Source organism: Aeromicrobium tamlense, assembly GCF_013408555.1.
Classification (GTDB): Bacteria; Actinomycetota; Actinomycetes; order Propionibacteriales; family Nocardioidaceae; genus Aeromicrobium; species Aeromicrobium tamlense.
In genome coordinates this window covers 1,061,005-1,086,145 of sequence record NZ_JACBZN010000001.1, presented here as the reverse complement: position 1 = coordinate 1,086,145, position 25,141 = coordinate 1,061,005, and the positions used below count along the sequence as shown (strand labels likewise).

The following is a 25,141-nucleotide window of genomic DNA, read 5'->3' as shown; positions in this document are numbered from 1 at the left end:
GGCGGCCCCGAGAGGCCGCCCCATCGTCGTCTTCGCGCGTCAGCTGCGCACGAGGCGGCGCGCGAGGTCGCGGTGCAGCGCCTCGACCTCACGCTCGTCCAGGGGTCCGCCCGCCCGCAGCCGGCGCAGGGTGGAGCGGACCGAGAGCACCCGCACCCCGTCGACCTCGAGCGGGCGCATCGGCAGCTCGCCCTCGACGAAGCAGTAGCTGGTGTGCACCGGCGCCTCGGGCAGCGGGCCCGTCGAGACGGCCGCCTGCAGCGCCTCGGCGTGCTCGGCCATCTGCTCGGAGAGCCGGGTGTGGCGCACGCCGTCGATCTCGAACGTGCTGCCGTCGCGGCACGCGCGGACCTTCTTGCCCGGGTACGAGCGCGGCTCGACCAGGTGCACGCCCGTGGACGTCACGGCGATGACGGGCAGGTCGCCCGTCTGGCCGGGGATGCGGCGGTGGAACAGGAACAGGACCCGATCGCCGAAGGCGTCGATCAGGATCGTGGAGAGCACGTCGGTGGCGTCGGCGCGCTCAGGTGCGGGAGTGGGTTCGGCGGCGGCCTCGCCGCGCACGACCGTCAGTCTGGGGCGCGACAGCGGGTCCACGCTGCGCACCGTCCTTCTGCTCATGCCAGTGAGACGCGCCTTCCGGCGCGCCATGACGCGGTTTCGCGGATTTGTGTGAGACCGAGGTCTCACCCGTTCACCGGGGCCGCTCCGCGTGTCGGTGGGACACGGCAGACTGAGGCTCGACATGACCTTCCACCTGCACCGCGCCGAGCGCACCGACGTGCTCGCCGACGGCCTCGCCGCCCTGCTGGCCGAGCCCACCGACGACCCGTTCGCCACCGAGCTCGTCGTCGTCGCGGCCCTGGGCACCGAGCGCTGGCTGTCGCAGCGGCTCAGCCACCGGCTGGGCGCGTCCCCCGGCGGGGGCGACGGGGTCACGGCCGGCGTCCGGTTCGCGCGGCCGCACTCGATCGTCGCCGAGCTGCTCGGCGAGGACGAGCAGGACCCGTGGCGACCCGACGCCCTGGTGTGGCGGGTGCTCGAGGTGCTCGACGCGTCGCTCGGCGAGCCGTGGCTGGCGCCCGTCGCGCGCCACGTCGGTGAGGGCCACTCCGGCCTCGAGCGCGAGCTGCGTCTCGACCGGCGGCTGGGCGTCGCGCGGAGCGTCGCCGGCCGGCTGCACGCCTACGCGCGCCAGCGTCCCTCGATGACGCGGGCGTGGTCGCAGGGCCGCGACGAGGACGGCACCGGCGCCGCGCTGCCCGCCGACGTGCGCTGGCAGGCCGAGGTGTGGCGCCGTGTGCGGGCGCGGATCGACGCGCCCTCGCCCGACGAGCGCATCGCCGCCACGATCGCCGACCTCGGCGCGTCCGCGGCCGCCGCCGACCTCCCCGCCCGCGTCAGCCTCTTCGGCCACAGCCGCCTCCCGCTCGGCGAGCTGCAGGTGCTGGCGGCGCTCGCCGCGCAGCGCGACGTGCACCTGTGGCTGCCGCACGCCTCCCCCGTCGCCTGGGACCGCCTCGACGACGTCGCCGCGATCGTCCCGCGCGCCGACGACGACACCGCCGAGCGGGTCGAGAATCCCCTGCTGGCCGCCCTCGGCCGCGACGTGCGCGAGCTCCAGCGGTCGCTCGCCTCGGTTGCCCCTGAAGCCGTCACGCACCCGTCGCTCCCCGTGCCTCGCCCGGACACGCTGCTGGGGCGGCTGCAGGCCGACGTCGCCGCCGATCGGCCCGGTGCCGGCGGACCGGTCCCGCCGGCGTCCGACCGCTCGGTGCAGGTGCACGCCTGCCACGGTCGCGCGCGGCAGGTCGACGTGCTGCGCGACGTCGTCGTCGGCCTGCTCGAGGACGACCCCACGCTCGAGCCGCGCGACGTGCTCGTCATGGTGCCCGACATCGAGGCCTACGCCCCGCTGTTCCACGCGGCCTTCGGCCAGTCCGAGGTCCTCGGCGACACGCCCCACCATCCCGGCCACCGGCTGCGCGTCATGCTCGCCGACCGTGCCGCCTCGCGCACCAATCCCCTGCTCGGGCTGACCGTCGCGGTGCTCGAGCTCGCCCGGCGCGGCCGCGCCACCAACGCCGAGGTGCTCGACCTGCTCGGCACCGAGCCCGTGCGGCAGCGCTTCGACCTCGACGACGACGCGATCGAGCGGATCGCCGGCTGGGTCGAGTCCAGCGGCGTGCGCTGGGGATTCGATGCCGAGCACCGACGGCGCTTCGGTCTGCGGGTCGAGCAGAACACCTGGCGCGCGGGGCTCGACCGCCTCGTCGCCGGCGTCGTGGCCACCGAGGACCCCAGCCGGCCCGTGGCCGACGTGCTGCCGCTCGACGACGTCCCCAGCGGCGACGTCGACCTCGCGGGCCGACTGGTCACGTTCGTCGACGGCCTCGAGCAGGCGGTCGAGGCGTTCGGGCGCGACGCCACCATGGCGCAGTGGTCGGCGCGGATCGCGGCGATGCTCGACGACCTCGCCGAGGTCCCGCACCGCGACGCGTGGCAGCGCCAGCAGGTCGAGCGCGAGCTGGAGCGCCTCGACGACGAGTCCACGGTGCTCCGCCCGGGCGAGGTCCTCTCGATGGTCCGCGACCGCTGGGCCGGCCGCCCGTCGCGCGCCAGCTTCCGCACCGGCAGCCTCACCGTCTGCACGATGGTGCCGATGCGCTCGGTGCCCCACCGGGTCGTGTGCCTGGTCGGCCTCGACGACGGCACGTTCCCGCGGGCCACCCACGTCGACGGCGACGACGTGCTGGCCCGCCGTCCGCTCACGGGCGAGCGCGACGCGCGGGCCGAGGACCGTCAGCTGCTGCTCGACGCGGTCATGTCGGCCACCGAGACCCTCGTCGTCACCTACACCGGCGCCGACGAGCACCGCGGCCAGCCGCGTCCGCCGGCCGTCCCGCTCGGCGAGCTGCTCGACCAGGTGCGGCGCACGGCGGGCGAGGTCGACGTCGTCACCCATCACCCGCTGCAGCCGTTCGACCCGCGGAACCTGCGTCCCGGCGCGATCACCGCCGACGGGCGTCCCTTCAGCTTCGACCCCGCCGCGCTGGCCGGGGCCCGGGCCAGCCTGCGGCCGCGCACCGAGCCCCCACCGTTCCTGTCCGAGCCGCTGCCCGCGGCCGCCCGCGAGGACCTCGTGCTGGCCGACCTCGTCGGGTTCGTGCAGAACCCGGTCCGGGCGTTCTGGCGGCAGCGGCTCGACGTGCTGCTGCGGGGCGAGGAGGACCTGCTCGACGAGGACCTGCCCATCACGCTCGACGGGCTCGAACGGTGGCGCATCGGCCAGCGCCTGCTCGACGACGCCGTGCGCGGCGTCGCCCCGGCCGACGCCTGGTCGGCCGTGTGGCGCGCCGGGATGATGCCGCCGGGCCGGCTGGGCGAGGCCGTGGGCACCGACGTCGGCACGCGCGTGGCCACCCTCGTCGCGGGCACCGCCGCACTACGCACCGGCGACGCCTCCACGATCGACGTCGACGTCGCGCTGCCCGACGGACGGCGCCTCACCGGCACGGTCGAGGGCGTGCACGACGACCGTCTCGTCACGGTCTCCTACTCCACGGTGCACGGTCGGCATCGCCTGCGCGACTGGGTGCGCTTGCTCGCGCTGGCGTGCGAGCGTCCTGAGGTGCCGTGGGTCGCCCACCTCGCCGGCAAGGTCGGTCGTGGCACGGCCCAGGTCGTCACCCGCGCCCCCGACTCGCGCGAGGAGGCGCTCGGCCTGCTCGCCGATCTCGTCGAGCTGCGCGACGCGGGACTCGTGCGGCCGCTGCCGCTGCCGGTCGAGCTGGCCCGGCTGTTCGCGTTCCAGCAGCGGGCCCGCGGCCCGCAGGCCGCAGCCCGCATCGCCGCGCGCGAATGGCAGCGCGAGCCCAAGGCCTACGGCCCACCCGCCGACCGCGACGCGGAGGAGATCGTGCGCGTGTGGGGTCCGAAGGCGCCGTTCTCGGCGCTCGTCGCCGACGGGTTCACGTCGCTCGCCGCGCGCCTGTGGGACGGCGCGCTCGACCACCAGCAGGAGGCCGCGCTGTGACCACTCCCCCGGCGGACGACCGCCCCACCGACCTGCGTCCGTTCGACATCGCCGATCCGCTGCCGAGCGGCACGACGCTGCTCGAGGCGAGCGCCGGCACCGGCAAGACCTGGACCATCGGCGCGCTCGTCTCCCGTTACGTCGCCGAGGGCGTCGTCACGCTGCCCGAGCTCCTCGTCATCACGTTCGGCCGGGCCGCCAGCCGCGAGATGCGCGAGCGCGTCCGCGACCAGCTCGTGGCGGCCGAGGCCGCGCTCGCCGACCCGGCGGCGCACCGCGACGGCGACGACCCGCTGCTCGCGCTGCTGGTCGACGTCCCCGAGGCCGAGCGCGCCGCCCGCCGTGCCCGCCTCCGCGCGGCGCTGGCCGACTTCGACGGCGCGACGATCGCGACCACCCACCAGTTCTGCCAGACCGTCCTGCGCAGCCTGGGCACCGCCGGCGACTCCGACGGCTCGGCCGAGCTGACCGACGACCTCACCGAGCTGGTCGACCAGATCGTCGACGACCTCTACGTCGCGAAGTACGCGAACGAGGACGGGCCCGCACTCTCGCACGGCCAGGCCCGCACGCTGGCCCAGGCCGTCGTCTCCGACCCGCACGCGGCCCTCGTCCCGGTCGAGGCCGACCCGGACTCCCCGGCGGGCGTGCGCGTCCGGTTCGCCCACGCCGTCCGGCGACGGCTCGACCAGCGCAAGCGCGAGCTCGGCCTGCTCGACTACGACGACCTGCTGAAGCGGCTCGAGACCGTGCTGGAGGATCCCGACTCGCCCGCCCGCGCGCTCATGCGGTCGCGCTGGCGGGTCGTGCTCGTCGACGAGTTCCAGGACACCGACCCCGTCCAGTGGAACGTGCTCGACCGCGCCTTCAGCGGCGCGGCCACGCTCGTGCTCATCGGCGACCCGAAGCAGGCGATCTACGCGTTCCGGGGCGGCGACGTCCACACCTACCTGCGCGCGGCGGCCACGGCCACCGAGCGGCGCACCCTGCCCGTCAACTGGCGCAGCGACGCGCCGCTGGTCGACGCGCTCGGCGCCACCTTCGCGGGCGCGCAGCTGGGCCACCCCGACATCGCGGTGCGTCCCGTCCGGGCGCGGCACGCGGGCAGCCGGCTGGTGGGCCTGCCGCACCCCGCGGCGTTCCGGCTGCGGGTGCTCGACCGCGAGGACGCCGACGAGCCCGAGCGCGACCTGCCCGTGGCAGCCGCGCGCGAGCGGATCGTCGAGGACCTGGCGCTCGACGTCGCCGAGGCGCTGGCGTCCGGCGCCACCTACGACTCCGGCTCCGAGGTGCGACCCCTGGCCGCCGGCGACATCGCCGTCCTCGTCGCCACGGGTGTCGAGGCCGACCTCGTGCGCCGCACCTTCGCCCGGCACGGCATCCCGGCGGTCCTCGGCGGCGGCAGCAACGTGCTCGTCAGCCAGGCCGCCGACGACTGGCTCACCCTGCTCGAGGCGATGGAGTCGCCGCAGCGCTCCGGGCTGGTGCGCGCCGCGGGGCTCACCGACCTCCTCGGCCACGACGCGGCCACGCTCGTCGCCGGCGGCGACCGGCTGACCGACGCGCTCGCCACCCGGGTCCGCGACCTGGCCGACCTGCTGGGCGCCCGCGGGGTGGCCGCGGTCGTCGAGTCCCTCACCGACGAGGTCTTCGCCGCACGCATCCTGGCCCGACCCGACGGCTACCGGCGGATGACCGACCTGCGCCACGTCGCGCACCTGCTGCACGAGGTCGCCCTGCGCGAGCGGCTCGGCCTCTCGGGCCTCGTCCAATGGCTGCGGCGCAAGCGGGCCGAGACCGGCGAGTCGGCCGAGCTGACCCGTCGCCTCGACAGCGACGCGAAGGCCGTCCAGGTGCTCACAATCCACGCCAGCAAGGGCCTCGAGTTCCCTGTGGTGCACCTGCCGTTCCTGTTCAACCGCTGGCGTCCCGACCGCGACGAGCGACCGCGCTTCCACGACGCGTCGGGCGCCCGGATCCTCGACGTCGGCGGCCCGGGCTCGCCCGACTTCGCTGCGCACTCCCGCGCCGCCCAGACCGAGGACGCCGGCGAGGTCCTGCGGCTGGCCTACGTCGCGATGACCCGCGCCAAGTCGCAGCTGGTCGCCTGGTGGGCGCCCACGCGCGACGCCCGCAACTCCGGCCTGCACCGCCTGCTGTTCCGGCCCGATCCCGCGCGCCCCGAGGTGCCCGACGAGGTCCCGGCGCCCGACGACCCCACGGCGTGGTCGGTGCTGCGCGGCTGGCACGAGCGCGGCGGGCCCGAGCTCGAGCGGGTCGACGCGCGCACCGTGCCCGCCACCGCCCCGCGCGACGAGCCCGCCGACCTCGCCGTGCGCACCTTCGACCGCGGGCTCGACACCATGTGGCGGCGCACCTCCTACTCCGGGCTCATCCGTGCCGAGCAGGAGGCCGCACCGCACGCCGGCACCGAGCCCGACGCCGAGGGCACCACGGACGAGATCGACCTGCCGGTCGTGGCCACCGACCGCGACGAGCGGCCCTCCCCCATGGCCGACCTGCCCAAGGGCGCCACGTTCGGCAGTCTCGTGCACGCCGTCCTCGAGGAGGTCGACGTCACGGCCGCCGACCTGCGCGCCGAGCTCGAGGAGCGTGTCCTCGAGCAGATCGCCCTGTGGCCGGTCGAGCTCGACGTCGACGCCACGGTCGCCGCGTTCGAGGCCATCCTCACCACGCCGCTCGGTCCGCTGGCGGACGACCTCGACCTCGCGACGGTCCTGGCGGAGCGCCAGTTCAAGGAGCTCGACTTCGAGCTGCCCCTGGGCGGCGGCGACCATCCGGTGGCCACGATCGGACGGCTGGGCCAGCTGGCCGACCTGCTCGAGCAGCACCTGCCCGCCGACGACCCGCTGCGACCCTTCGCCGACCGGCTCCGCGCTCCCGCTTTGGCCGACCAGCCGCTGCGGGGGTACCTGACCGGCTCGATCGACCTCGCGCTCCGGCTGCCGTCCGGACGGTTCCTCGTGGTCGACCACAAGACGAACTGGCTCGGCGCCCCCGACGCGCCGCTCACGATCGGCGGGTACCGACCCGACGCGCTCGCCACCGCGATGAACTCGGGTACCTACCCGCTACAGGCGCTGCTGTACGCGGTCGTCCTGCACCGCTTCCTGCGCTGGCGGGTGCGCGGCTACGACCCGCAGGAGCACCTCGGCGGGGTCCTCTACCTCTACGTGCGCGGCATGGTCGGTGCCGACGCGCCGCGGGTCGACGGCGTGCCCTACGGCGTCTTCTCGTGGCGGCCGCCCACCGGGCTCGTCCTCGCCCTGTCCGACCTGCTCGACGGCACCACCCGCGAGGAGGCCTCGTGACCGCCCCCGCCACGATCGACGACTTCGTCGCCGCCGAGGAGCTCACCACCGGCGACGCACTCATGACGGCGCGCCTCGCGCGGCTCACCGGCGAGACGGCGCCGCTGCCGCTGCTCGCGCTGGCGTTCGCGGTCCGTGCCGTCCGGCACGGGTCCACGTGCTTCGACCCGCGCCAGGACCCCGAGGTCCCCGGCCTGGCCTGGCCCGACCCGCGGGCCTGGCTCGACGCCGTCCGCTCCAGCCGGCTCGGGCGCGTGCTCCTGGTCGAGCACGACCTGCTCTACCTCGACCGCTACCGCGAGCTCGAGGTCGCGCTGTGCGACGACCTCGCCGCCCGGGCCGCCGCCACGCCGCCGGCGCTCGACGAGGAACGGCTCGTCGCCGACCTCGACCGGCTGTTCCCCGGCGCCGACCACCTCGACCAGCGCGCGGCTGCCGAGCGCGCCGCACGGGTCGGCACGATCGTGCTCACCGGTGGGCCGGGCACGGGCAAGACCACCACGGTGGCGGGCGTCCTGGCGATCCTGCAGGCGCAGTCGCTGGCCACCCTCGGCCGTCCGCTGCGCGTCGCGCTGACGGCGCCCACGGGCAAGGCCGCGGCCCGCATGCGCGAGGCCGTGGCGGCCACCGCCGCCCGGCTCGACCTCACCCCCGACGAGCGCGAGTGGCTCACGGCGCTGCCCGCCTCGACGATGCACCGCCTGCTGGGCTGGCGCCACGACAACCACACGCGGTTCCGCCACGACCGCACGCGGCGGCTGCCGCACGACGTCGTGGTCGTCGACGAGACCTCGATGGCGTCGCTGGAGAACGTCGCGCGGCTGCTCGAGGCGCTGCGGCCCGACACGCGGCTCATCCTCGTCGGCGACGCCGACCAGCTCGCCTCGGTCGAGGCCGGCGCGGTGCTCCACGACGTGGTGGCCGGCTGGTCCGACCAGCACGTCGTCCGGCTCATCCGCAGCCATCGCTTCGGGGCGGGCATCGGCCGCCTGGCCGAGGCCGTCCGCGACGGCGACGCCGACACTGCCGTCGCCCTGCTGACGGCCGGCGATCCGACCATCCGTCTCGTCGACCCGGCCCGCGCCCAGGCCGAGCTCGAGGGCACGCTGCTCCCCCTGGCCCGCGATCTCGTCGCCGCCGGTCGCGCCGGCGACGCCGCCACCGCGCTCCGGCGGCTCGGCGGGCACCGCCTGCTGTGCGCCCACCGCGACGGGCCCACAGGTGCCACCACCTGGAACGACCACGTCACCGCCTGGCTGCGACCCGACGTCGGCTACGACGACTGGTACCCGGGCCGACCCGTGCTGGTCACCCGCAACGACGCGCCGCTGGGCGTGTTCAACGGCGACGGCGGCGTCGTGGTGGCGCGCGACGGGCACGTCGAGGTCGTCCTCGACGGCGATCCCGTCCGCGAGCTGGCGACGTCGCGGCTGCCCGACGTCCAGACCGGCTACGCCATGACGATCCACCGCAGCCAGGGCAGTGAGTTCGAGCACGTCACCGTCCTGCTGCCGGGTCCGGACTCGCGCGCCATGACGCGCGAGCTGCTCTACACGGCGATCACCCGCTCGGTCGCCGCGGTGACCGTGATCGGCACGACCGAGGACATCCGGACGGCGATCGGGCGGCGAGTCGCCCGATCCAGTGGGATCGCGGAGCGACTCGCCGCCCGAGCAGCGGTGCGATAGGTCAGCGCTCGGCGCCGGTCATCGCCTCCGTGGCGTCGAGGGTCTGCTCGCCGAGCGACTCCTCCTGCTTGGACGCCTCGATCGTGTGGCGCAGCGGCTTCTCGTGCACGAACCACAGCACGAGGGCCGAGACCAGCGTCAGCGGCGCCAGCCACAGGAAGATCGGCATCAGCGCGCCGTTGTAGGCGGTCACGACGATGTCGTGGATCTCCTGCGGGAGGTGGGCCACCGAGTCGGGCGTCAGCGAGGACGACCCACTGTGCGCCTCGCCGGCCGACGGCAGCCTGGTCGCGAGCGACTCGGTCAGGCGCGACGTGAAGATCGAGCCCACGGCCGCGGCACCGAGCGTGCCGCCCACTTGGCGGAAGTAGTTGTTCGCCGCGGTGGCCGTGCCGACGATGCGGTGCGAGAACGAGTTCTGCACGATCAGCGTCAGGATCTGCATGCCCAGGCCGATGCCGATGCCGAGCACCAGCAGCGAGCCCTCGATCTGCCAGCGCGAGTCGCCGATCTCGATCGTGGAGAGCAGGAACAGGCCGAGACCCGTGACCAGCGCGCCGGCGATCGGGTACCAGCGGTACTTGCCCGTGCGGCTGACGGCCTGGCCCACGACGATGGACGTGACGAGCATGCCGCCCATCATCGGGATCATCATGAGGCCCGCGTGGGTGGCGTCGACGCCGACCGACATCTGCAGGTAGGTGGGCAGGTACGACAGCGACCCGAACATCGCGACGCCGAGGATGATGACGCCTACCGTCGTGAGGTTGAAGTTCCGGTCGCGGAACAGCGCCAGCGGCATGACGGGCTCCTCCGCGCGACGCTCGACCGCGACGAACGCGATCGCGCCGACGATGGTCGTCACGATGAGGCCGATGATCTGCGGGCTGTTCCAGTCGTACTGGTGACCGCCCCACGTCGCGGCGAGGATCAGCGAGCTCGTCGCGAGGGCGAGCAGCGCCATGCCGAGGAAGTCGACCCGGGTCCGGGCCCGCTCGGTGGTGGGCTTGTGCAGCAGCGCGACCACGGCGACGGCCGCGATGATGCCCAGCGGCACGTTGATCCAGAAGGTCCAGCGCCAGCCGGGACCCTCGGTGAACCAGCCGCCGAGCAGCGGGCCGGCGACTGAGGAGAGGCCGAACACGGCACCGAGGATGCCCATGTACTTGCCGCGATCGCGGGCCGGCACCACGTCGGCGATGGCGGCCTGCGACAGCACCATGAGGCCGCCGCCGCCGAGGCCCTGGACGGCGCGGCCGGCGATCAGGACGGTCATGTCCTGGGCGAGGGCGCCCACGAGCGAGCCGATCGTGAACAGGGTGATCGCGATCAGCAGCATGGGCTTGCGGCCGACGCGGTCGCCGAGGCGGCCGTAGATCGGCATCGTGACGGTCATGCCCAGCAGGTAGGCGGTCATGACCCACGCGATGTGGTCGGCGCCGTCGAGCGAGCCGACGATCGTCGGCAGCGCGGTCGACAGGACCGTCTGGCTCAGGGAGGCGAGCAGCATGACGAGCATGAGCGCGGCGAAGACGAGGGTGACGGTGCGCTTCTCGTGCGTCGTGGTGGAGGGGGATGTCGTGGTCATAGGGCGGTGGAGGTGACCTTCCGGAAGGTGGCGATGGCCGCGTCGAGAGCGTCGTCGCGGTGGGACATGAGCTGGTCGGGATCGTTCGTCCACGCGAGCGTGACGACCGATCCGGCCAGCAGGATCAGGGCGCGGGCCTCGTGCAGGTCGGCCGGGAGGCCGGCGATGCCGAGCCACGGGATCTCGACGTCCTCGACGAAGCGGGCGACGACGAGCTTGCGCGCGTCGGTGAAGACCTGGGTGAGTCGCGAGCGCAGCCGCGGGTTGGCCGCGGACAGCGCGCGGCGCTGGGCGAGGTCGACCTCGGGACCGATGGTGCTGGAGGCGACCTCCAGGACCAGGAGGCTGACGCGCTTGAGCGCGGGCTGGCCCTCGGAGTCGCGCAGCGCCTGCAGCGTCTCCTCGGTGACCCGCGCCGGACGGACGCCGACGATGGCGTCCTCCTTGGACTCGAAGTAGTTGAAGAAGGTGCGCGGCGAGATGCCGGCGGTGGCCGCGATCTGCGCGACCGTGACGGCGTCGGGACCGTGCTCGAGGGCGGCCGTGGCCGCGGCATGGTGGATGGCGGTCCACGTCTGGCGCTGGCGCTCGGCCACGAGAGGGCTGACGACTTCAGTTTGCACAACTGCATTCTATGCAGTCGTGCAAACCTTGCACCAGTGCAGAGCGACGGTAACTGCGAGTTGCCCTCGTGTCGTTCGTCACCTACGGTCGAGGGGTCCCGCGCACGCCCCCGCAGCTCGGGACGGGGCCCCGGGCGGTGTGGTGCAGACCGGGGCCCCACCCCGGCGGCGGCCCGCTCAGCTCAAGTCGGTCAGCTCCGAGCGGTCCACTCGGGTGCCGACCATCTCGCGCAGCGTGTCGTTCACGTCCCAGATCCCCACGTTCATGCCCGCGGTCAGCCGCGACTCCTCGTCGATCCAGTAGGCGATGAAGGCATTCGCCTCGAGGTCGCCGCGGATCTCCACCGTGTCCTTGGGTCCGGGGCGCCCGACGTACTCCATCGAGAACTCGAACTGGTCGGTGTAGAAGTACGGGTACCAGTCGTGCACCGTGTCGCGGCCCAGCAGCACGTCGGCCACGGCGCGGCCCTGCCGGATCGCGTTGTCCCAGTGCTCGACGCGGAGCCGGTCCTCGAGCGTCACGTTCCACGCTCCCGCGACGTCGCCGATCGCCAGGACGTGCTCGTCGGCGGTCTGGAACCGCTCGTCCACGACGATGCCGTCGTCCACCTCGAGGCCGGACTCCTCGGCCAGCGCCGTCGCCGGCACCGCACCGATCGCGACGAGGACGTGGTCGGCCTCGATGGTCTCCCCCGACGCGCGGACGCCGACGGGTCCGTCGTCCCCCAGCACGATCTCCTCCACCGTGACCCCGGTGCGCAGGTCGACCCCGTGGGAGCGGTGCAACGCGGCCAGGTGCGTGGCCAGCTCGTCGCCGAGCACCCGCTGCAGGGGCAGGTCGTCGCGCTCGAGCACCGTGACTCGGACGTCGTGGCTGCGCGCCGCGGCCGCCACCTCCAGCCCGATCCAGCCCGCGCCGACGATGACGAGCCGGCTCCCGGACTCCAGCGTGGCCAGGATGCGGTCCTTGTCCTCGAGGGTGCGCAGGTAGAGCGCCCGGTCGGCGCCCGGCAGGTCGGGCACCCGCGGCTCGGCGCCGGTCGCCAGCACCAGCAGGTCGTACTCGAGCCGGTCCCCCGACTCCAGCTCGACCCGCCGCGCCTCGCGGTCGAGCGCGGTGACCCGCGTGCCCGTCATCAGCTGCACGTCGTGCTCGGACCACCAGTCGGCGTCGAGCACCGTCGGGTCGGTGTCCTTGCCGAGCAGCAGGTCCTTCGACAGCGGCGGCCGCTCGTACGGCGGGCTCCCCTCGGCGCCCACGACGGTCACCGATCCCTCGTACCCCTCCTCACGCAGTCGCTCGACCGCCTTCGCGGCGGCCAGTCCTCCTCCGACGATCACGAGTCGCTCCATGCCCCCATCGTCCGCCCCGCGGGCCGCGACGCAACCCCGCGCGCGGAGACGATGTGCCCCCACGCACCCCCGCGGTGCCGTAGGTTGGCCACTCGGCCGCCCCGCGAGGAGATCCACGTGAACGACGACCTGACGATTCGTACCGCAACGCCGGAGGACGTGTCCTGGGCCCTCGCCCTGCGGCACCGCGTCTATGCGGAGGAGCTCGGGCAGCACCCGACCAACGCCGACGGCCTCCTCACCGACACGCTGGACGGCGACAACGTCTACCTCGTCGCGGCCCGCGACGGCGAGCCGGTCGGCTTCGTGAGCGTCACGCCGCCGTGGGTGGGCCGGTTCGGCCTCGACAAGTACGTCACCCGCGCGGAGCTCCCGCTGCTCGACGAGCCCGACGTGTTCGAGGTCCGCATCCTCACGGTGCGGCCCGACCAGCGGCACACCGGCGTCGCCACGCTGCTGATGTACGCCGCGATGCGCTGGGTGGCCAGCCGCGGCGGTCGCACGATCGTCGCGATGGGACGCAGCGAGGTCATGGACCTCTACCGCGGCGTCGGGCTCGTGCCCACCGGCCGCACGGTGAGCAGCGGCTCGGTCGACTTCGAGGTCATGAGCACGTCCGTCGCCGCTCTCACGGCGCTCGCGCTCGGTCCGTTCGCGGAGCTCGTCGAGCGCTGGCGGACCACCGTCACGTGGGAGCTCGACGCCCCGTTCGCCACCCGCCCCGACGGCTGCGAGCACGGCGGCGCGTCGTTCGGCGCGATCGGCACCGCCTTCCGCACGCTCGAGCGCCGCACCGAGGTCGTCGCCGCCGACGTCCTCGACGCCTGGTTCGAGCCGGCGCCCGGCGCGCGCGCCCTGCTCGCCGAGGATCCGGGGTGGCTCGCCCGCACGTCCCCGCCGTCGGTCGCCGAGGGACTGCTCGCCGAGATCGCCGCCCACCGCGGTCTGCCGGTCGACGCGCTCGCGGTGGGGTCCGGGTCCTCCGACCTCATCTTCCGCGCCTTCACGTCCTGGCTCACGCCGTCCAGCCGGGTGCTGCTCGTCGACCCCGGGTACGGCGAGTACGCCCACGTCACCGAGCGCGTCGTCGGCTGCCACGTCGAGCGGTTCGTCCTCCGGCGCGAGGACGGCTGGCGCGTCGACACCGGGGCCCTCGCGGCCACGGTGGCCGCGGGCGCGTACGACCTCGTCGTGGTGGTGAACCCGAACAACCCCACGGGTCGGCTGACGCCCGCGGAGGACCTCCGTCGTGCGATCACCGCATCGCCGGACGGGACCCGCTGGTGGGTCGACGAGGCCTACCTGGGCTACGTCGGCCCCGGGGAGTCCCTGGCCGGGCTGGCCGCCACCGACCCGCGCCTCGTCGTGTGCACCTCGCTGTCGAAGATGTACGCACTGTCGGGGATGCGCGCCGCCTACCTCGTGGCGCGCCCCGAGACCGCGACCGCGATGCGCCGCCTCACCCCGCCGTGGCAGGTCAGTCTCCCGGCGCAGGTCGCCGCCGTCGCGGCGCTGCGCGATCCCGACCACTACCGCGACGCCTGGGACCGGACCCACGAGCTGCGCCGCGACCTCGCCAAGCGGCTGGACGGGATCGGAGGCCTCGAGGTCGAGGACTCCGAGGCGAACTTCCTGTGCCTCACCCTCCCCCGCGGCGGGCCGAGCGCGGCCTCCTTCGTCGCCGCGCTGCGCGAGCACGACGTCTTCCTGCGCGACCTGTCGCCGCTCTCGCCCGCCTACGAGGGCCGGACCGTACGGGTCGCGGTGCGTGACGTGGAGGAGAACGACCGCATCGTCGCCGCCTGCGCCGAGGTGCTGGGCCGCTGATGGTCTCCGTCGAGTCGCTCGTCCCCTGGATCGGCGGCGCCCTGGTGATCGGCGGGATCGCGGTCCTGGCGTCCCGGCGCGGGGAGCTGATCCGTCGCTGGCTCATCTGGGCCGGAGCCGTGCCGGTCGTCGTGGCCCTGTTCTGGTGGGGCGGGCCCGGGACGGCCCTGCTCGCCTCGGTGGCCGGCATCGTCGCGGCGATCGAGCTCGGGATCCTGCTCGGGCTGCGCCGCGAGGACGTCGTGGTGCTCGGCGTCGCCCTGGTCGGCGTCGTGGGCACCTCCTGGCTCGAGCCCGACCTCGTCCTGCACGCGCTGGGCGCCGGGGCGCTGCTCGTCGTGGCGCCGCCGCTCCTGCAGGGCGACGCGGACGAGGGGCTGCGCCGGATCAGCGGTGGGCTCCTGGGGCTCGCCTGGCTGGCTCCGCTCGCCGGGCTCGTGACGCTCGGGGGCACCGCGCTGGCCCTGTTCGTCGCCGTGTCGGTGGCCGACATCGTCGCGTTCTTCGCCGGGCCCCGACTCGGCGGACCACGGCTGTCGCCCCTGTCCCCGGCGAAGCGGTGGAGCGGCCTGCTGGTCGGTGCCGCGGCGGGCATCGCCGTGCTCGCGCTGCTCGGCGCGCTGACGTGGCCCACCGCGATCGCGGTCGCCGTCGGCGCCCCGGCCGGCGACCTCCTGGAGTCCCTCGTCAAGCGCGGCGTGCGGGCGAAGGACTCCGGCACCATGATGGCCGGCGCCGGCGGGCTGCTGGACCGGATCGACTCCACGCTCCTGGCGCTGGCCACCGTCCTGCTCCTGTCCTGAGCGCCCGACCCCGGACACACGAGAGCGGCGCGGCCGACCCCTTCCCCAGGGTCGACCGCGCCGCGGCTCGTGACGGTCAGCTGCAGCCGCTGGTGCTGCCGCAGCCCTCGCAGACGTGGCAGGATCCGGCCGGCCGCATCTTCGTGCCGCAGGTCATGCACAGCGGGCTGTCGACCGCCGCGCCCGTGATCTCCTCCAGCAGCTCCGCCGAGGTGTGCGCCTGGCCGGAGGCCGGACGCGCCGTCTCGATCTGGACCTCGACCGCCGCGGCGTCGGCGACCTGCGCCTCGGCCTTCAGCTCGGCCGCGGCCTCGCTCGAGGCACCCGCGGGCTCCTCGGAGACCAGCTCGGCCGCCGTCGTGCCGTCACCCTTGACCGGCTCGTACGAGCCCGTGTCCAGGTAGCGCTGACGCTCCTCGACCGAGTGGATGGACATCGCCGAACGGGTGTCGAAGTCCAGGTAGTCCAGCGCCACCCGGCGGAACACGTAGTCCATGATCGACTGCGCCATCCGCACGTCCGGGTCGTCGGTCAGACCGGCGGGCTCGAACTTGAGGTTCGTGAACTTGCTGACGAAGGTCTCCAGCGGCACGCCGTACTGCAGGCCGATCGACACCGCGATGCTGAACGCGTCCATCACGCCGGCCAGGGTCGAGCCCTGCTTGCCGAGCTTGAGGAAGATCTCGCCCAGCGTGCCGTCGTCGTGGGCGCCGGAGGTCATGTAGCCCTCGGCACCGCCGACGCTGAAGCTGGTGGTGATCGACGCGCGCGACTTCGGCAGGCGACGACGGATCGGCTTCTCGACGATCTTCTCGACGACCTGGACCTCGGTGGCCTTCGGCGCGTCGGTCTTGTCGTCCTGGGCCTTCTGGCTGGACAGCGGCTGGCCGACCTTGCAGTTGTCGCGGTAGACCGCGAGCGCCTTCAGGCCGAGCTTCCAACCCTGGAAGTAGACGTCGGCGATCTCGTCGACCGTGGAGGTCTCGGGCATGTTGACCGTCTTGCTGATGGCGCCGGACAGGAACGGCTGGCAGGCCGCCATCATCCGGACGTGGCCCATCGGCTTGATCGCACGCTCGCCGACCGCGCAGTCGAAGACCTCGTAGTGCTCGGGGCGCAGGCCCGGGGCGTCGATGACGTGGCCCTTCTCGGCGATGTACTCAACGATCGCCTCGATGGTCTCGCCGGTGTAGCCCAGCTTCTCCAGCGCGACGGGGATCGTCTGGTTGACGACCTGCAGCGAGCCGCCGCCGACGAGCTTCTTGAACTTGACCAGCGAGAAGTCCGGCTCGATGCCGGTGGTGTCGCAGTCCATCATGAAGCCGATCGTGCCGGTGGGCGCCAGGACCGAGGCCTGCGAGTTGCGCCAGCCGTTCTTCTCACCGATCTTCAGGTTGGCCGCCCACTGCTTGGTGGCCTCCTTCTGCACGGCGATGTCCATCGCGTGCTTGGAGCGGATCTCGTCGTTGGCCGCCTGGTGCTTGCGCATGACGCGCTGGTGGCCGTCGACGTTGGCCGCGTAGCCCTCGTAGGCGCCGACGACACCCGCGAGCTCGGCGCTGCGACGGTAGGACGTGCCCGTCATGAGCGACGTGATCGACGCGGCGAGCGCGCGGCCGCCCTCGGAGTCGTACGCCAGGCCCGAGGCCATCAGCAGGGCGCCGAGGTTGGCGTAGCCGATGCCGAGCTGGCGGAACTTGCGGGTGGTGTCGCCGATCGCCTCGGTCGGGAAGTCGGCGAAGCAGATCGAGATGTCCATCGCGGTGATGATGAACTCGACGCTCTTGACGAACTTCTGCGTGTCGAAGGTGCCCTCGTCGGTGAGGAACTTCAGCAGGTTGAGGCTGGCCAGGTTGCAGCTGGAGTTGTCCAGGTGCATGTACTCGCTGCACGGGTTCGAGGCGGTGATGCGGCCCGACTCCGGCGTGGTGTGCCAGTCGTTGATCGTCGAGTCGTACTGGATGCCCGGGTCGGCGCAGGCCCACGCGGCCTGGGCCATCTTGCCCCACAGGTCGCGGGCGTCGATCTCCTCGATGACCTCGCCGGTGGTGCGGGCGCGCAGGCCGAAGGCGGTGCCGGCCTCGACGGCCTCCATGAACTCGTCGTTGACGCGGACCGAGTTGTTGGCGTTCTGGTACTGGACGCTGGTGATGTCGGAGCCACCCAGGTCCATGTCGAAGCCCGCGTCACGCAGCACGCGGATCTTCTCCTCCTCGCGCTCCTTGGTCTCGACGAACTCGACGATGTCGGGGTGGTCGACGTCGAGCACGACCATCTTGGCGGCGCGACGGGTGGCGCCACCGGACTTGATCGTGCCGGCGGAGGCGTCGGCGCCACGCATGAAGGAGACCGGGCCCGAGGCGGTGCCGCCGGAGGAGCGGAGCAGCTCCTTGCTCGAGCGGATGCGCGACAGGTTCAGGCCGGCACCGGAGCCGCCCTTGAAGATCAGGCCCTCCTCGCGGTACCAGTTCAGGATCGAGTCCATCGAGTCGTCGACCGCCAGGATGAAGCACGCGCTGACCTGCTGCGGGCTGGACGTGCCCACGTTGAACCACACCGGGCTGTTGAAGCTGAAGACCTGGTGCAGGAGCATGTACGTCAGCTCGTGCTCGAAGATCTCGGCGTCGGCGTCGGAGGAGAAGTAGCCGAAGTCCTTGCCGGCCTTGACGTACGTGAGCACCACGCGGTCGAGCAGCTGGCGCAGGCTCTGCTCACGCTCGGGCGTGCCCACGGCGCCGCGGAAGTACTTGGTGGTGACGATGGTGGAGGCGTTGAGGCTCCAGAAGTCGGGGAACTCCACGCCACGCTGCTCGAAGACGGTCTCGCCGGTCTTCCAGTTGGTCTGGACGACGTCGCGACGCTCCCACGTGACCGCGTCGTAGGGGTGCACGCCTTCGGTGGTGTGGACGCGCTCGATCTTGAGTCCGGCCTTGGAGGCGGACTTGCGGCTGGTGCGAGGGGCGGGTCCCGAGTTCCCGCCGACCGTCTCGGTCATGTGGTGCTCCTGTCCTGGTGGTGCTGCGTGGTTGGGTGTGGCGTCTGGTGGGGGTCCGTCAAGACCCGTGTCCGGGGTCGGCCGCGTCGAGCTCGGCCTCGTCCAGCGTGGAGATGTCGGCGTGGTCGGCCATCAGCCCGGCGATCTCGGCGACGAAGTCGTCGGCGGAGTCGAAGGACTTGTAGACCGAGGCGAACCGCAGGTACGCAACCTCGTCGAGGGTGCGCAGCGGCTCGAGGATGGCCAGTCCGATGTCCTGCGTGTTGATCTCGGCCTGGCCCGAGGCCCGCAGGGTGTCCTCGACCTGCTGGCCCAGGCACGCGAGGTCGTCGGTGGAGACCGGGCGGCCCTTGCAGGCCTTGGCGACGCCGGCGACCGCCTTCTCGCGGACGAACGGCTCGGTGGCGCCCGAGCGCTTCACGACCATGAGCTGCATCTGCTCGATCGTGGTGAAGCGCTTCTCGCACTGCGAGCACGCGCGACGACGACGGATCGAGCCGCCCTCGTCGGCGACGCGGGAGTCGAGCACGCGGGTGTCGGTGTTCCGGCAGAACGGGCAGTGCATGGCTTCCTCCTCGCGTCGGGCGGATCGGGGTCCCCGTGGACGGGCCTGGGGACGAACTGTGGACAGATCCTCGCGGGCTGTGGGCAACAGCAGGATTGCTGTGGACCTATATGTGGAGAATCACATCCGTGTAACTACTAGATGTAGTGGTCACTCTACGTGCCAGTGAGCCCGTAAGCAACAACTTCGCAGACACGTCCGACAGAATGCGTCGACGCCCCTGCAACCCCGGCGTTTGCGCTGGTGGGAACGGGGGCGACGGTCTCTCGAGTCGCGGAGTCCCGGCGTGTCGGCCACCATCGAGGGGTCACCCGCCCGCGATCGCCGCCCCGAGAATCGAGAGGAGCCCGCGCGCCGCCACCGCGTCGCCCGTCACCCGATGACAACGTCCCTGCCTCGCGAGCTCCGTTCCGCACGCCTGCGCGCCCTGGCCGTCCTGACCGACCGCCTGGGCGACGTCACCCCAGCCCGCACAGCGCTCGACGCCGCGCTGGCCGCGCCGCCGCGAGGCGCTGACGACTGGGAGCCCGACGCCATCCTGGCGCGGGCGTGGGAGGTCGCCGGGCTGGAGCGGCCTCCCGGCAGGGTCCCCGCGGACGACACCGCTCCCGTCCTGCGTCTGCTGGCGACGTGCGCTCATCGATCCCTGCCCGAAGCGGCACGCATCGCGCTCGTGCTCAGCGCGGCCGCTGGGTTGTCCACCGATGACATCGGGCACGTGTTCGCCGCCCCCGAGCCGGTCATGGCCCAGCGGATCGCCTGGGCCGAGATGCGGGTGCGACCGAGCCTCGGCGAGCCGATCGCCGAGGAGGACGTCTCGGCGCAGCTCGGTCGTGTGCTCGACGTCCTGATGCTGATCTTCGACGACGGCGTCGTGCACCCCCATGCGCCCGTCGACCTGCCGTGGGAGGCGGTCGAGACCACCCGGGTGCTCATCGAGCTCTTCCATGGCGAGCAGGAGCCACGCGCCCTGCTGGCGCTCATGCTGCTCACCCGGGCGCGACGCGACGCACGTCAGGAGTCCGACGGCACCCTGCGCGCGCTCGAGGTCCAGGACCGCGACCTGTGGCACCACGCCGAGATCGAGGAAGGGCTGTTCCTGCTGCGGGGCAGCCAGCGCAAGGGGCGCACCGGCCCCTACCAGGTCCGCGCCTCCATCCAGGCCGCGCACGTCACGGCCCACGAGGCGTCCGACACCGACTGGCCCCGCCTGCTGACGCTGTACGACCGCCTCATGGAGCTCGCACCCTCCGACGCCGTCGCGCTCGGGCGCGCGTGTGCGGTGGCCGAGGTGACGGGCCCCGAGGCCGCGCTGGAGTCGGTCGAGCGCATGGGCGTCGACACGCACCTCTTCCACGCCACCCGTGCCGAGCTGCTGCGCCGGATGGGCCGCGCCGAGGAGGCAGACCGAGCATGGACCGCAGCGGTCGCACGCGCGCGCAGCGCGTCGGAGCACCAGAGGCTGCGCGGCGAGGTCGAGCGCTAGTCACGTCACATTCGCTGCGGTTGCGAGCCGCTGCGAGCACCCTACGGTGGAGGCATGGCCACCAAACCCAAGTACACGGTTCCCGGTCTCAGCATCGCCGATGGCGAGAGCATCGCGAAGACGCTGCAGGACCGGTTGAACGCACTCAACGACCTGATGCTGACCCTGAAGCATGTGCACTGGAACGTCGTGGGCCCCCACTTCATCGCCGTGCACGAGATGATCGATCCCCACGTCGTGGAGGTGCGCGACATGGTCGACGAGACCGCGGAGCGCATCGCCACCCTCGGCGCCGTGCCGCTGGGCACGCCCGCCGCGATCGTGGAGGGCCGCTCGTGGGACGACTACCCGCTGGGCCGCGCGACCACGACCGAGCACCTCAAGGCACTCGACGAGGTCTACATCGGCCTCATCGACGACCACCGCAAGGCCCAGGCCGCCGTCGCCGACCTCGATCCCGTGACCGAGGACATGGTCATCGGACAGATCAAGACGCTGGAGCTGTTCCACTGGTTCGTCCGCGCGCACCTCGAGAGCGCTGGCGGCGAGCTCAAGAGCTGACACTCCCCCACACCCGAGAACGCCCCCGGTCCGTCGGACCGGGGGCGTTCCGCGCGCAGGGCGTCAGGCGGGGGCGGCCGCGGAGCGCCGGGCCTGCAGCACGGCGATCCCGTGGCCGGCCAGCGCGGCGAGGACCTGCAGGGTCATCGACGTGATGACGACGGCCGAGCCGAGCCACCAGTAGACCGGTCCCTCGCCCAGCCCGCTGACGAGCACGATGGCCAGGGAGACGAAGCCGAGCGCTCCCCCGGCCACGACCCAGGCCAGGGCGCCCATGTCGGCGGGACGACCGCGCTGCCAGGCCCAGCCGACCACCGCGAGGACGACGAGCAGGACGGCCGCGGCGGGCCAGAGGATCTCGGTGAGCGCACTGCCGAGCCAGGCGGCGGGCGCGTCGATCCCGTGCGCCCCGGCGCGGTCGGGCACGAGCCAGGTGACCGCGCTGGCGAGCAGCAGCACCGCGGCGCGACTGAGCACCTGTCCGCGGAACCGCGTCATCACGTGGATGTGGTGACCGTGGGCGACGATGGCCATGGCGACGACCTCCTCGACATCGTTGTCCTCGTCCACGCTACGCCGCCCCGGCGTCCGGCGGGACCACTACCGCACGAAGGCGTGTCGAACGACGGGAGAACAGACGCACACGGCGCCCACCGGCCCCTTCCCCGAGGCAACGATGAGCGCCGTGTGCTGGCGCGGCGGACGACCGGAGAGGTCAGTCCTGGACCGGCACCGCGAGGGTGGAGCCGATCGGCAGCGAGGCGCCGTCCTCGAGCGCGTTCAGCTTGACGATCTCGTCGACGGTCGAGCGGATGTCGGCGTTGGGACGCGCCTCGGCGGCGATGCTCCACAGGGTCTGTCCGGGCTGGACGGTCACCGTGGTGACGATGCCCGGCTCGGAGGCCGAGTCGGTGGCCGCGACCGCGGAGCCGAAGACGATCGCGAGCGTCGTGATGACGGCGAGCGCCACGGCCACGATCACGGCGCGGCCCCGGCCCGTGAGCCGCAGCGGGGCCGCGGGCTGCGCGGCGGCCGACACGTAGGTCGTGCGGGTCACGGCGGGGCGACGCAGGTCGAGCGCCGGGAACGGGGTGTGGTCGAGGGTGATGCTCATGATGGCCTCCGGGGAAGTTCGGGCTGTCGTGCTGTTCGATTCGATCAGGTGTTCTATCGAACACACGAACGACTGTACGGGTCGGCTCCGACAGAATCGAGCATCGTCGAAATTTTGTTCGAATCGGCGTGTCGTGCGGGCGGCCGCACGCGCCGCTAGCGTCGAGGCATGTCGATCGTGCGCACCTTCCTCACCGCGTGGCGTCAGGCCTCGGCCCGCCAGGCGCCACTGCTGGCCGCGGGCGTCGCCTTCTACCTGTTCACGTCGCTCTTTCCCGCGCTCATCGCCGCCGTCTCGATCTACGGCCTGGTCGCCGACCCCGAGACGGTGGCCGAGCAGACCACCCGGATCTCCGACGCCCTGCCCGCCGACGCGGCGTCGCTCGTCAACGGCCAGCTCGAGCAGCTGACCTCCGCCCCGTCCGGCTCGCTGGGACTCAGCGCCGTGATCGCCATCGTGCTCGCCGTCTACGCCGCGTCGGGCGGCATCGGCAACCTCGTCACCGCGATCAACCAGCTGTACGGCGTGCAGGACGGACGGTCGTTCGTGAGGAGCAAGGCGCTCGCCCTCGGCCTGACGGGTGCCGGCGTGGTGTTCGGCCTCGTCGCGATCTCCCTCGTGGCCGTGGTGCCCGCCGTCCTCAACCTCGTCGACGTCGTGCCGGGGATCAGGCTGCTGGCCAACGTGCTGCGCTGGGTGTTGCTGGCCGGCGGCATCGTCGTGGCGATCGGCGTGCTCTATCGCGTGGCGCCCGACCGTCCGGCCACGGGCAGCATCGTCACGAAGGGCGTGCTGATGGCGTCCGCGCTGTGGCTGCTGGTGTCCGTGGGCTTCTCGCTGTACGTCGACCTGTTCGGCAACTACTCGAAGACCTACGGCGCGCTCGCCGGCGTGGTCGTACTGCTGCTGTGGCTCTGGATCGGCATGTACGCGATCCTGCTGGGCGCCTGCGTCGAGGCCGCCCGCGAGCACATCGTCACGCGCGAGACCCTCAGCGAGGATGAGGAGCTGGCACGCCGGCGCTCCCACGAGGCCGAGATCGCGGCGGGTCTCGACCGCTTCACCGACGAGCTCGACGACCAGACCCGGCGCTAGGACTCAGCCGAGCAGGCGGCCGAGGAGGAAGGCGAGCGCGCCGACCACCACGACCAGCGCGATGACCCCGCTGACGATCTCGACCGGGCGCAGCCCGTGGTCGGGCACGCCGCGACGCTGCAGGTCGACCTCGAAGTCGGGCAGCAGCAGCTGCAGGTCGACCGTGGCGTGGTCGGCGACGCCGTGCTCGCGCAGCACCTCGCGGGCCGACGCCTCGATCTCGGCCAGGTCGTCGGCCGTGGAACGACCCACCCCCGACACGTCGACCGTCCAGCCGTCGCCCTCGCGCGTACCCACGACCACGTAGCTCACGCCCACACCCTAGGCCACCGACACCGGACACGCCGTATCGAACACGTGTTTGATCCGCGGTCGCCCCGCGGCTACCGTCGTGCCATGAGCGAGAACCTGGACGAGCCGGTCGACCTGACGGGACTGACCAAGCGCCAGCGGCGCATCCTGGTCTTCCTGAAGGACCACATCGAGTCGCGCGGCTACCCGCCGAGCATGCGCGAGGTCGGCGCCGCGTGCGACCTGGCCAGCACGTCCTCGGTCTCGCACCAGCTCCGGATGCTCGAGCGCAAGGGCTTCATCCGCCGCGACCCGAACCGTCCGCGCGCGCTCGAGATCTTCCTGCCCGACGCGAAGCCCGCGATGCGCAGCCGTCCGGCCGAGGTCGACGAGACCGACAGCGGCGACGCGGTCCCCCAGCCGGCCTACGTGCCGATGGTGGGCCGCATCGCGGCCGGCGGCCCGATCCTGGCCGAGCAGCGCGTCGAGGAGGTCATGCCGCTGCCCCGCTCGCTCGTCGGCGACGGCACCCTGTTCCTGCTCGAGGTCAAGGGCGACTCGATGGTCGAGGCGGCGATCTGCGACGGCGACTACGTCGTGATCCGCCAGCAGCAGGTCGCCGAGAACGGCGAGATCGTCGCCGCCATGATCGACGGCGAGGCCACGGTGAAGACGCTCAGCCGCAAGGACGGCCAGGTCTGGCTGCTCCCCCAGAACGCGGCCTACGAGCCGATCGACGGCACCGACGCACAGATCATCGGCAAGGTCACCGCGGTCCTGCGTCGCGTCTGACGCTCAGTCGTCGGCAGGCTCGACCGGTCGGGCCTGCCACGCACTGGCGACCATGTCGTCGAGGGTGTGCGTGAGCTTCCAGTCCAGGTCGCGCGCCGCCCGCTCCCCCGAGGCCACGATGCGGGCCGGGTCGCCGGGGCGTCGTCCCATGACCTCGGGCTCGAAGTCCACGCCCGTGGCGGTCGAGACCGCCTGCATGATCTGGCGCACGGACACGCCGTCGCCGTTGCCGAGGTTGTAGACCGGCTCAAGGTCCCGGCCGTCCAGCAGTCGGCGCACCGCGGTCACGTGCGCCTCGGCGAGGTCGGCCACGTGCACGTAGTCACGCACGCACGTGCCGTCGGGCGTCGGGTAGTCCTCGCCGAAGATCCTCGGTCGGTGTCCCTGCGAGAGCGCCTTGATCACCAGCGGGAAGAGGTTGTGCGGGCTCGAGTCGTACAGGTCGGGCTCACCCGAGCCGACCACGTTGAAGTACCGCAGCGAGGTGTGACGCAGTCCGGTGGCGACCCCCTGGTCGCGGATCATCCACTCCCCCACGAGCTTGGACTCGCCGTACGGCGACTCCGGATGGGTCGCGGTGTCCTCGGTGACCACCTCGACGTCGGGGGTGCCGTAGACCGCGGCGCTGCTGGAGAACACGATCGCACCGATGTCGAGACGCTCCATGGCTCGGAGCAGACTCAGCGTGCCGCCGACGTTCTGGCGCCACGTGTGCACCGGCTGCTCCACCGAGACGCCCGCGTACTTGAATGCGGCGAGGTGGATGACCGCCTCGATCTGGAGATCGGCGAGCTGGTCGACCAGCTGCTTCGCGTGCAGGACGTTGAGGTCGATGAACGGGACGCCGGGCCGGACGAACTCGCGGTGGCCGCTGGAGAGGTCGTCGACGACGACCGACTCCAGACCCGCCCGCTCGAGCGCCCGGACCACGTGCGCGCCGATGTACCCGGCTCCGCCGGTGACCAGGATCGCCATGGTGGCAGCCTAGGGCG

General features: G+C 72.8%; 19 protein-coding genes. 9 read left to right on the top strand and 10 right to left on the bottom strand.

The genetic code is table 11. The features are described from left to right. Positions 1-39: 39 nt before the first annotated feature. The gene (locus BJ975_RS05405) at positions 40-621 is read right to left on the bottom strand and encodes a hypothetical protein (protein WP_179424165.1); all 582 of its coding nucleotides are present in this window, start codon (positions 619-621) and stop codon (positions 40-42) included. Positions 622-745: 124 nt separating this feature from the next. Here BJ975_RS05405 and recC point away from each other — a divergent pair, with 124 nt between their 5' ends. Genes recC through recD form a run of 3 tightly spaced genes read left to right on the top strand, consistent with a single transcriptional unit; the run spans position 746 to position 9,056 of the window. Next, complete coding sequence (gene recC, locus BJ975_RS16680) at positions 746-4,036, top strand: exodeoxyribonuclease V subunit gamma (RefSeq protein ID WP_179424164.1); 3,291 nt, start codon at positions 746-748, stop codon at positions 4,034-4,036. Then, positions 4,033-7,368 carry a UvrD-helicase domain-containing protein gene (locus BJ975_RS05395; protein ID WP_317628283.1) on the top strand — a complete coding sequence of 1,112 codons (3,336 nt, stop codon included), beginning with the start codon at positions 4,033-4,035 and terminating at the stop codon, positions 7,366-7,368. The genes recC and BJ975_RS05395 overlap by 4 nt, the downstream gene beginning before the upstream one ends. Beyond that, complete coding sequence (recD, locus tag BJ975_RS05390) at positions 7,365-9,056, top strand: exodeoxyribonuclease V subunit alpha (RefSeq protein WP_179424163.1); 1,692 nt, start codon at positions 7,365-7,367, stop codon at positions 9,054-9,056. Before BJ975_RS05395 ends, recD begins: the two co-directional genes overlap by 4 nt. Before the next feature lies 1 nt (position 9,057). Here recD and BJ975_RS05385 read toward each other — a convergent pair whose 3' ends face one another. From BJ975_RS05385 to BJ975_RS05375, 3 genes are all read right to left on the bottom strand, one after another. Beyond that, positions 9,058-10,644, bottom strand: coding sequence for an MDR family MFS transporter (locus tag BJ975_RS05385; RefSeq protein ID WP_179424162.1), 1,587 nt, complete (start codon positions 10,642-10,644; stop codon positions 9,058-9,060). Further along, positions 10,641-11,267 (bottom strand): TetR/AcrR family transcriptional regulator, encoded by a 627-nt coding sequence (locus BJ975_RS05380; RefSeq protein WP_218845742.1) that lies wholly within the window; start codon positions 11,265-11,267, stop codon positions 10,641-10,643. Before BJ975_RS05380 ends, BJ975_RS05385 begins: the two co-directional genes overlap by 4 nt. A gap of 177 nt (positions 11,268-11,444) precedes the next feature. Then, positions 11,445-12,620, bottom strand: coding sequence for an NAD(P)/FAD-dependent oxidoreductase (locus BJ975_RS05375; RefSeq protein ID WP_179424161.1), 1,176 nt, complete (start codon positions 12,618-12,620; stop codon positions 11,445-11,447). Between the two features lie 117 nt (positions 12,621-12,737). Here BJ975_RS05375 and BJ975_RS05370 point away from each other — a divergent pair, with 117 nt between their 5' ends. Both BJ975_RS05370 and BJ975_RS05365 read left to right on the top strand, forming a co-directional pair. Continuing rightward, complete coding sequence (locus BJ975_RS05370) at positions 12,738-14,447, top strand: aminotransferase class I/II-fold pyridoxal phosphate-dependent enzyme (RefSeq protein ID WP_179424160.1); 1,710 nt, start codon at positions 12,738-12,740, stop codon at positions 14,445-14,447. Beyond that, positions 14,447-15,250 carry a phosphatidate cytidylyltransferase gene (locus BJ975_RS05365; protein WP_179424159.1) on the top strand — a complete coding sequence of 268 codons (804 nt, stop codon included), beginning with the start codon at positions 14,447-14,449 and terminating at the stop codon, positions 15,248-15,250. Before BJ975_RS05370 ends, BJ975_RS05365 begins: the two co-directional genes overlap by 1 nt. A 76-nt stretch (positions 15,251-15,326) precedes the next feature. Here BJ975_RS05365 and BJ975_RS05360 read toward each other — a convergent pair whose 3' ends face one another. Together BJ975_RS05360 and nrdR are read right to left on the bottom strand one after the other, a co-directional pair. Then, on the bottom strand, positions 15,327-18,245 hold the full coding sequence (locus BJ975_RS05360) for a vitamin B12-dependent ribonucleotide reductase (protein WP_179424158.1): 2,919 nt from the start codon (positions 18,243-18,245) through the stop codon (positions 15,327-15,329). 58 nt (positions 18,246-18,303) lie between these two features. Then, positions 18,304-18,810 carry a transcriptional regulator NrdR gene (gene nrdR, locus BJ975_RS05355; protein WP_179424157.1) on the bottom strand — a complete coding sequence of 169 codons (507 nt, stop codon included), beginning with the start codon at positions 18,808-18,810 and terminating at the stop codon, positions 18,304-18,306. A 379-nt stretch (positions 18,811-19,189) separates the two neighbouring features. Here nrdR and BJ975_RS05350 point away from each other — a divergent pair, with 379 nt between their 5' ends. Then, positions 19,190-20,296: a DUF6596 domain-containing protein gene (locus BJ975_RS05350; protein WP_179424156.1), complete on the top strand. Its 1,107-nt coding sequence runs from the start codon at positions 19,190-19,192 to the stop codon at positions 20,294-20,296. Positions 20,297-20,350: 54 nt separating this feature from the next. Then, positions 20,351-20,857: a Dps family protein gene (locus BJ975_RS05345; protein WP_179424155.1), complete on the top strand. Its 507-nt coding sequence runs from the start codon at positions 20,351-20,353 to the stop codon at positions 20,855-20,857. 63 nt (positions 20,858-20,920) lie between these two features. Here the strand turns inward: BJ975_RS05345 and BJ975_RS05340 are convergent, their stop codons facing one another. Beyond that, a complete protein-coding gene (locus tag BJ975_RS05340) occupies positions 20,921-21,427 on the bottom strand; it encodes a hypothetical protein (protein WP_179424154.1) in 507 nt (168 codons plus the stop codon). A gap of 145 nt (positions 21,428-21,572) precedes the next feature. After that, positions 21,573-21,971 carry a LysM peptidoglycan-binding domain-containing protein gene (locus tag BJ975_RS05335; RefSeq protein WP_179424153.1) on the bottom strand — a complete coding sequence of 133 codons (399 nt, stop codon included), beginning with the start codon at positions 21,969-21,971 and terminating at the stop codon, positions 21,573-21,575. Between the two features lie 168 nt (positions 21,972-22,139). Here BJ975_RS05335 and BJ975_RS05330 point away from each other — a divergent pair, with 168 nt between their 5' ends. Next, entirely contained in the window at positions 22,140-23,066 is a 927-nt protein-coding gene (locus BJ975_RS05330) for a YihY/virulence factor BrkB family protein (RefSeq protein ID WP_179424152.1), read from the top strand. 3 nt (positions 23,067-23,069) lie between these two features. On the opposite strand, the gene BJ975_RS05325 is transcribed toward BJ975_RS05330, so the two are convergent. Continuing rightward, the gene (locus tag BJ975_RS05325) at positions 23,070-23,378 is read right to left on the bottom strand and encodes a hypothetical protein (RefSeq protein ID WP_179424151.1); all 309 of its coding nucleotides are present in this window, start codon (positions 23,376-23,378) and stop codon (positions 23,070-23,072) included. Positions 23,379-23,462: 84 nt separating this feature from the next. Here BJ975_RS05325 and lexA point away from each other — a divergent pair, with 84 nt between their 5' ends. Then, the gene (lexA, locus tag BJ975_RS05320; RefSeq protein ID WP_218845741.1) at positions 23,463-24,149 is read left to right on the top strand and encodes a transcriptional repressor LexA; all 687 of its coding nucleotides are present in this window, start codon (positions 23,463-23,465) and stop codon (positions 24,147-24,149) included. 3 nt (positions 24,150-24,152) lie between these two features. Here lexA and galE read toward each other — a convergent pair whose 3' ends face one another. Continuing rightward, entirely contained in the window at positions 24,153-25,124 is a 972-nt protein-coding gene (gene galE / locus BJ975_RS05315) for a UDP-glucose 4-epimerase GalE (protein WP_179424150.1), read from the bottom strand. Positions 25,125-25,141: the final 17 nt, after the last annotated feature.